The sequence below is a fragment of the Acidiphilium iwatense genome, from assembly GCF_021556475.1.
GTDB lineage: Bacteria > Pseudomonadota > Alphaproteobacteria > Acetobacterales > Acetobacteraceae > Acidiphilium > Acidiphilium iwatense.
The window spans coordinates 105,207-112,055 of the sequence record NZ_JAKGBZ010000010.1 but is presented as its reverse complement, the minus strand read 5'-3'; the positions used below and the strand labels follow the sequence as shown (position 1 = coordinate 112,055).

Here is a 6,849-nt window from a genome sequence, read left to right as displayed (position 1 = left end):
TTCCTTGCCAAACTCAAGCAATTCCGCGCCATTGCAACGCGCTACGACAAAACCGCCAGAAACTTCCTCGCAGGCGTCCACCTCACCGCCACCGCTATCTGGCTTAATTGACGACACACCCTAGTGTCCCGATTCGGAATCGGAAAAATTGGCGCGGGAGGCGCCTGGATGCGCTTTCGAGCCGGTCGGTATCGCGACCTGCCGGCGATCAGGATTTGCAATTGGCGTCGTGACGTTTAGGCCGCCTGAGCCATCGCGATGTAGTTGACGCTGGTGTTGCGGCTGGCGCGGAAGCCGCCGGCGAGCGGGGCCGGAACCAATCCCGCGACATCGGCGAGGCGCAGCCCGGATGATCGGCACAGCACGCCGAGTTCCGCCGGAGTGATGAATTTGCGCCAGTCATGGGTGCCGACCGGCAGCAGGCGGAGCAGGTATTCGGCGCCTAGCTTGGCAACGGCATAGGATTGCGGGGTGCGGTTCAGGGTCGAGACGAACAGGAGGCCGCCCGGCTCGAGCAAGCCGGCCAAGGTGGCGAGAAAACCCTGGGGATCGGGCACGTGCTCGATCACTTCGAGCGCGGTGATCACCGGAAATTTTTTCGCTTCGGCCAGAAGATCGTCGGATTCCGCCGTGCGATAGTCGATGGCGAGCCCTTGCCCGGCCGCGTGAGCGCGCGCCGCCTCGATCGCGTCCGAAGCCGCGTCGATCCCGGTCACGGCGCAGCCGGCGCGGGCGAGGCTTTCGGCGAGCAGCCCGGCGCCGCAGCCGACATCCAGCACCCGTATTTTTGTCGTGCCGAAACGATCGCGCAGCCGGTTCACGATCCACGCGGTGCGCGCCGGGTTCATCGCGTGGAGCGGGCGCATCGGCCCGCGCCGGTCCCACCAGCGTTGCGCCAGCGCGTTGAATTTTTCCACCTCGCCGCGATCCGCGCGCGCTTGTCCCGCCGAGGCGGCTTCGCGATCCTGCATTGCCCTGCTCCTTGCGTGACGCTATGTGAACGCGCCGGGGCGCGCGGGCAAGCGCCCCACAGGCGATATTCACCAATACGCGGCAACGAACGGACTCCCCATGGCGCGCATCGTGATGAAATTCGGCGGCACCTCGGTCGCCGATCTGGAGCGGATTCGCAACGCGGCGGCGCGGGTGATGCGCGCGGTCGAGGCGGGCGACGAGGTCGCGGTGGTGGTATCGGCCATGGCGGGGGCGACCAACCAACTCGTCGACTGGTGCCATGAGCTGTCGCCGCTGTACGACGCGCGGGAATACGATGCGGTGGTGGCGACCGGCGAGCAGGTGACGGTGGGGCTGTTCGCCATCGCCCTGCAGACGCTGGGGGTCGAGGCGCGGTCCTGGACCGGCTGGCAGATCCCGGTCTCGACCGACGGCCAGCACGGCAAGGCGCGCATCATGGCGATCGACGGTGCCGAGCTGATCCGCCGGATGCAGGCCGGACAGGTGCCGGTGATCGCCGGGTTTCAGGGGCTCGGGCCGGACAAGCGGATCACCACGCTCGGGCGCGGCGGATCGGACACCTCGGCGGTCGCGGTCGCCGCGGCGATCCGTGCCGATCGGTGCGATATCTACACCGATGTGGATGGCATCTACACCACCGACCCCAGGCTGGTGTCGAAAGCACGCAAGCTTTCGCACATCACCTACGAGGAGATGTTGGAACTCGCCTCGGTCGGTGCCAAGGTGCTACAGACGCGCTCGGTCGAACTCGCGATGAAGGAGCGGGTGCGCGTGCAGGTTCTGTCCAGCTTTACCGATACGCCGGGAACGCTGGTCGTCGATGAGGATGAAATCGTGGAACAGGAAATCGTCGCCGGCATCGCCTATTCGCGGGACGAGGCGAAACTCACCGTCCGCCGCGTGCCGGACCGGCCCGGCGTGGCCGCCGCCGTGTTCGGGCCGCTCGCGGAGAATGGCATCAATGTCGACATGATCGTGCAGAACGTCTCGGAGGACGGCACGACCGACATGACCTTCACCCTCAACAAGACCGAATTGCCGCGCGCGCGGGCGGTGCTGGAGGCGATGCGCGGCGAGATCGGCTATGCCGACCTCGCGGCGGATTCCGATGTCGCGAAAATCTCGGTGGTAGGGGTCGGAATGCGCAGCCATGCCGGCGTGGCGGGCACCATGTTCAAGGCGCTCGCAGGACGGGGGATCAATATTCAGGTGATTTCGACCAGCGAGATCAAGGTGAGCGTGCTGATCGCCGCGGAATATACCGAGCTTGCGGTGCGCGCGCTGCATACCGCCTATGGGCTGGACGTCGCGTGAGCCGGCCAGCGCAAGCGGCGAAGATGTCGGTTCTCGACCATCTCTGGGCGCGCGGCTGCGCCTTCCTCGGCACCAGAACCGCCATCATGGGCGGGGCGATGAGCTGGGTGAGCGAGCGGCATCTGGTTTCGGCGATTTCCAACGCCGGCGGGTTCGGAGTGATCGCCTGCGGCTCGATGACCCCGGCGCTGCTCGATGCCGAGATCGCCGCGACCCAGGCGCTGACCGACAAGCCGTTCGGCGTCAATCTGATCACCATGCATCCGCAGCTCGACGAACTGATCGGTGTGTGCGTCGCCCACAAGGTGAGCCACGTGGTGCTCGCGGGCGGCGTGCCCACGGCATCGGCGGTGCGCGCGGTGAAGGATGGCGGGGCCCGGCTGATCGGCTTCGCGCCGGCGCTGGTGCTCGCGAAGCGGCTGATCAGGATCGGCGCCGACGCGCTGGTGATCGAGGGCTCCGAGGCCGGCGGGCATATCGGCCCGGTATCCCTCGCGGTTCTGGCGCAGGAGATTTTGCCTACGGTGCGTGAGGTGCCGGTCTTCGTCGCCGGCGGCATCGGGCGCGGCGAGGCGATCCTGGCCTTCCTGGAAATGGGCGCTTCGGGCGCGCAGCTCGGCACCCGCTTCGCCGCCGCGACCGAGAGCATCGCCCATCCGAGGTTCAAGCAGGCGTTCATCCGCGCCAATGCGCGCGACGCGGTGCCCTCGGTGCAGCTCGACGCGCAATTTCCGGTGATTCCGGTGCGCGGGCTGGCCAATGACGGCACCCGCAGATTCCTCGCCCATCAGGCCGAAACGCTCCGGCGTTTTCAGGCGGGCGAGTTCGACCGCGAAGCGGCGCAGCTTTCGATCGAACATTTCTGGGCCGGCGCGCTGCGCCGCGCGGTGATCGACGGCGATGTCGAGCAGGGCTCGGTGATGGCGGGGCAGTCGGTCGGCATGGTGACCGCGATCCAGCCGGTCGCCGTGATCATCGCGGAGCTGATCGCCCAGGCCGAGGCCGCTCATGCGGCGCGGTCCGGGGCATGCGTGCCGGATGCCGCAAGCGCGGCGGCGTAACGGCGGGGCCAAGCGCCGGGGCGAGCCGTTCGCGGCGTCGCGGCGGCTGTTCGCCAAGCTGCGCGAGCGGCTGAGCGCAGGCGATTCCAGCCTCGCCGAACTCACCGAGCTGGTCGCCGCGGAACTCGCCGTCGAGGTCTGCTCGATCTACGTCGCGCGGCCCGGCGAAATGCTCGAACTGGTGGCGACCCATGGGCTGCGCCTCGAAGCGGTGGGGCGGACGCGGCTGCGCATGGGCGAAGGGATCATCGGGCTTGCGGCTGCGAAGGGTGAGCTTCTCAATCTGGCGGATGCGCAGAACCATCCCGAATTCGCCTATCGGCCGGAGACCGGGGAGGATCGCTACGCATCGATGCTGGCGGTGCCGGTGCGCCGGGCCGGACGCACGCTCGGGGTGATCGCGGTGCAGAACACCGAGCCGCGCGCCTATTCCGGGCTCGAAGCCGAGACGATCTCGACCATCGCCATGCTGCTCGGCGAAATCCTGAGCGGGCTGGGCGCCGGCGAGATCCCGGCGAGCGGGTTCGGCGATTCGCTGTCGCGCCGCTATGCCGGCCATCCGCTGGCGCCCGGCATCGTGCGCGGGGCCGCCCTGCCGTTCGGCCGTTCCATCGGGCCGCGCCACGTGCTGGCCGACGATCCCGGCGCCGAGCTGGAACGGCTCGAACAGGCGATGGCCGATGCGGAATCGAGCCTCGATGCGCTGATGTCCGAGCATTTGCCAAGCGGCCACGCGACCCGCGAGGTGCTCGATGCCTACCGGCTGATCTCGCAGGGCACCGGCTGGCTGGACCGGGTGCGCGCCGGCATCGCCGACGGGTTGACCGCCGAGGCGGCGGTGGATCAGGTCGGCGCCGAATTGCGCGGGCGGATGCGCAAGATCGCCGACCCGTATCTGCGCGAGCGCCTCGCCGATATCGAGGACATGGTCGAGCGCATGCTGACCGCCCTCGGCGCCGGGACGCCGAAGCCCGACGATGCGAGCGGGATGATCCTGGTCGCGCGCCGGCTCGGGCCGGCGGAACTGCTCGACTGGCACCGGCGCGGCATCGCCGGGGTCGCGATCGAGGAGGCAAGCGCGGGCGGCCATGCCGCGATTCTGGCGCGGGCTCTGGAAATTCCGGCACTCGCGGTCGAGGCCGGCGCGACCGAGGCGGCGCGCCCAGGCGATCCGGCTCTGCTCGACGCGGAGTCCGGCGCGCTGATCCTGCGTCCCGACCCCGAGGTCACCGCGCTCTACGACCGGGCGCTGGCCAGCCGCTCCAGCCGCGCGGCGGAACTTGCCGCCTATCGCGACCGTCCGGCCGAGACGCTGGACGGCACGCGGCTGACCCTGATGCTCAATGTCGGGCTGGCCTTCGAGCTCGATCAGCTCGCGCGCACCGGCGCCGAGGGGATCGGGCTGTACCGGACCGAAATCGCCGCCCTGGCGGCGGCGCGGGTTCCCGGCATTGCCGCTCAGGCCGCCGAATATCGCCGGGTGATCGAACGCGCGGGGGATCAGCGTGTGGTATTCCGCACCCTCGATCTCGGCGCCGACAAGCTGCTGCCCGGCGAGGCCGAGGATGCGGTGGAAAACCCCGCGATGGGCTGGCGCAGCCTGCGCGTCGGGCTCGACCGGCCTGCGATTCTCCGCCGGCAGTTGCGCGCGCTGCTGATGGGCGCCGCGGGATACCGGCTTTCGGTGATGTTTCCGATGGTGGCGACCGTGGCCGAGTTTCGCGCCGCGCGCGACCTGCTGGAGGCCGAAGCGGCACGGCTGAACGAAGGGCCATGCGAGATCGAGGTGGGCACCATGCTGGAGGTGCCGGCGCTGCTGTTCCAGTTGCCCGGCCTGCTGGCGGAGGCCGATTTCATCTCGCTCGGCACCAACGATCTGATGCAGTTCCTGTTCGCCGCCGATCGCGGAACCCCACGGCTCGCCAACCGCTACGACGTGCTGTCGGCCCCGGTGCTCGAACTGATCGAGGGGCTCGCCGCCGCCTGCGCCGAGGAAGAGGTGGGGTTTTCGATCTGCGGCGAGGCTGCCGGGCGGCCCCTGGATGCGCTCGCCTTCGCGGCGATCGGGGTCAACACCCTCTCGATGTCCGGCGCATCGATCCTGCCGGTCAAGGCCTTGCTGGCCGCGACCGATCTGGCCATTCTGCGTCCGGTGCTGCGCGAGCTGCGCCGCGCGGGGGCTGCCGGCGGGAGCCTGCGCGACCCCCTCACCGCCTGGGCGCGCGAGCACGGTTTGCCGATCTGAATGGAACCGGGTAGACTGGCGCCGTAATGAAGGATGCGGCATACGCCTCGGGCATGGCGTTTCCTTTTGGCGCGGCTTGGATGCGATCATGCCGCCGCAGGGGAGGTTTCGGCTTCCAGACGTCGATGACCCGCGATGAATGATATGGATGGCGACCGAGACACTGGTGTGAATACCCCGGATTTCCATGACTCCGACCTGCACGGTCCCGCACGGGTCGGCGCGGAATTGCGCGCCGTGCGCGAGCGGCTTGGGTGGACGCTGACCGATCTGGCCCGCCGCCTGAAAATTCGCCTGCCCTTTCTGGAAGCGATCGAGGCGGGCGATCTCGCCGCCCTGCCCGCCCCCGCCTACGCCGCCGGATTCATCCGCTCCTACGCCGAAGCGATGGGGCTGGACCCCGAGGAAATTCTACGCCGGTTTCGCGCCGAGGGCATGAGCCGCGCGAAGCAGCCGGTGCTCAGCTTTCCCGAACCCGTGCCGGACCGTGCGGTACCGCCCGGCGCGATCGTGTTTCTCGCCGTGGTGATCGCGGTCGGCGCCTATTTCCTGTGGTATCGGCATTCCGAGCACGAGTTGCGCATGGCCCAGATGGTGCCCGCCGTGCCGGCGAAGCTGGCGCCGCTGGCCGTGCCAAAACCGCCACCACCGGCCAAGCCGAAACCCGCCAAATCCGCGCCGGCCGTGACTGCTCCCGCCAGCGCTGCCGGTTCGGCATCCAGTATGTCGAGTTCACCAGGTTCGGGAAGTGCTGGGCCGGTCGTAACCGCATCCAACAGCACAACGACGCAGCCGACCAGCCAGACCCCTCAGACCGCCCCGAATTCGACCGCGAATGCCGGCACGCCGAATGGCGCTTCATCCGCCGGCAGCACGGCGGCTGCCGCCAATCCGCTCGTGATCAGCGCTACCGCCGATAGCTGGGTGCAGGTGCGTGGCACCGGCGGCACGATCCTGTTCAGCCGCGTGCTGAAGGCCGGCCAGTCCTGGCCGGTGCCGGACGAGCCGGGCCTGACCCTCACCACCGGCAATGCCGGCGGCACGGTGCTGGTGCAAAACGGGATTTCGGGCAATCCGCTCGGCGCCGCCGGCGCGGTGTTGCGCAATATTCCGCTCACCAAGGGATCGGCACAAACCGCGACCCCGACAGGTGCAGGTGCAGGCACGGTGCCGCAATCCGCGCCCAACCCCGCAACCTCCGGCGCCTCCGCCGCATCTCATTGAGATTACTTCCTTATTTCGGAAATTCCCGTT

Annotated in this window: 5 protein-coding genes and 1 pseudogene; 5 read left to right on the top strand and 1 reads right to left on the bottom strand. The window is 68.8% G+C overall.

The window, feature by feature from the left end; translation table 11 throughout:
- Positions 1–111, top strand: a pseudogene (locus tag L2A60_RS07390) (IS5/IS1182 family transposase); the annotation flags it as partial.
- A gap of 125 nt (positions 112–236) precedes the next feature.
- On the opposite strand, the gene ubiG reads toward L2A60_RS07390, so the two are convergent.
- Complete coding sequence (gene ubiG / locus L2A60_RS07385) at positions 237–971, bottom strand: bifunctional 2-polyprenyl-6-hydroxyphenol methylase/3-demethylubiquinol 3-O-methyltransferase UbiG (RefSeq protein WP_235703731.1); 735 nt, start codon at positions 969–971, stop codon at positions 237–239.
- Positions 972–1,071: 100 nt separating this feature from the next.
- On the opposite strand from ubiG, the gene L2A60_RS07380 reads away from it, so the two are divergent.
- The 4 genes from L2A60_RS07380 (at position 1,072) to L2A60_RS07365 (ending at position 6,819) form a co-directional block, all read left to right on the top strand.
- The gene (locus L2A60_RS07380) at positions 1,072–2,289 is read left to right on the top strand and encodes an aspartate kinase (RefSeq protein ID WP_235703730.1); all 1,218 of its coding nucleotides are present in this window, start codon (positions 1,072–1,074) and stop codon (positions 2,287–2,289) included.
- 23 nt (positions 2,290–2,312) lie between these two features.
- A complete protein-coding gene (locus L2A60_RS07375) occupies positions 2,313–3,350 on the top strand; it encodes an NAD(P)H-dependent flavin oxidoreductase (protein ID WP_235703737.1) in 1,038 nt (345 codons plus the stop codon).
- Positions 3,328–5,595, top strand: coding sequence for a phosphoenolpyruvate--protein phosphotransferase (locus tag L2A60_RS07370; protein ID WP_235703729.1), 2,268 nt, complete (start codon positions 3,328–3,330; stop codon positions 5,593–5,595). The genes L2A60_RS07375 and L2A60_RS07370 overlap by 23 nt, the downstream gene beginning before the upstream one ends.
- Before the next feature lie 135 nt (positions 5,596–5,730).
- The gene (locus tag L2A60_RS07365) at positions 5,731–6,819 is read left to right on the top strand and encodes a helix-turn-helix domain-containing protein (RefSeq protein ID WP_235703728.1); all 1,089 of its coding nucleotides are present in this window, start codon (positions 5,731–5,733) and stop codon (positions 6,817–6,819) included.
- Positions 6,820–6,849: the final 30 nt, after the last annotated feature.

What these genes read in the sequence shown, in the direction of transcription:
- ubiG (WP_235703731.1), bottom strand. Translation starts at nt 971, where the DNA reads ATGCAGGATCGCGAAGCCGCCTCGGCGGGACAAGCGCGCGCGGATCGC.
- L2A60_RS07380 (WP_235703730.1), top strand. Translation starts at nt 1,072, where the DNA reads ATGGCGCGCATCGTGATGAAATTCGGCGGCACCTCGGTCGCCGATCTG.
- L2A60_RS07375 (WP_235703737.1), top strand. Translation starts at nt 2,313, where the DNA reads ATGTCGGTTCTCGACCATCTCTGGGCGCGCGGCTGCGCCTTCCTCGGC.
- L2A60_RS07370 (WP_235703729.1), top strand. Translation starts at nt 3,328, where the DNA reads ATGCCGCAAGCGCGGCGGCGTAACGGCGGGGCCAAGCGCCGGGGCGAG.
- L2A60_RS07365 (WP_235703728.1), top strand. Translation starts at nt 5,731, where the DNA reads ATGAATGATATGGATGGCGACCGAGACACTGGTGTGAATACCCCGGAT.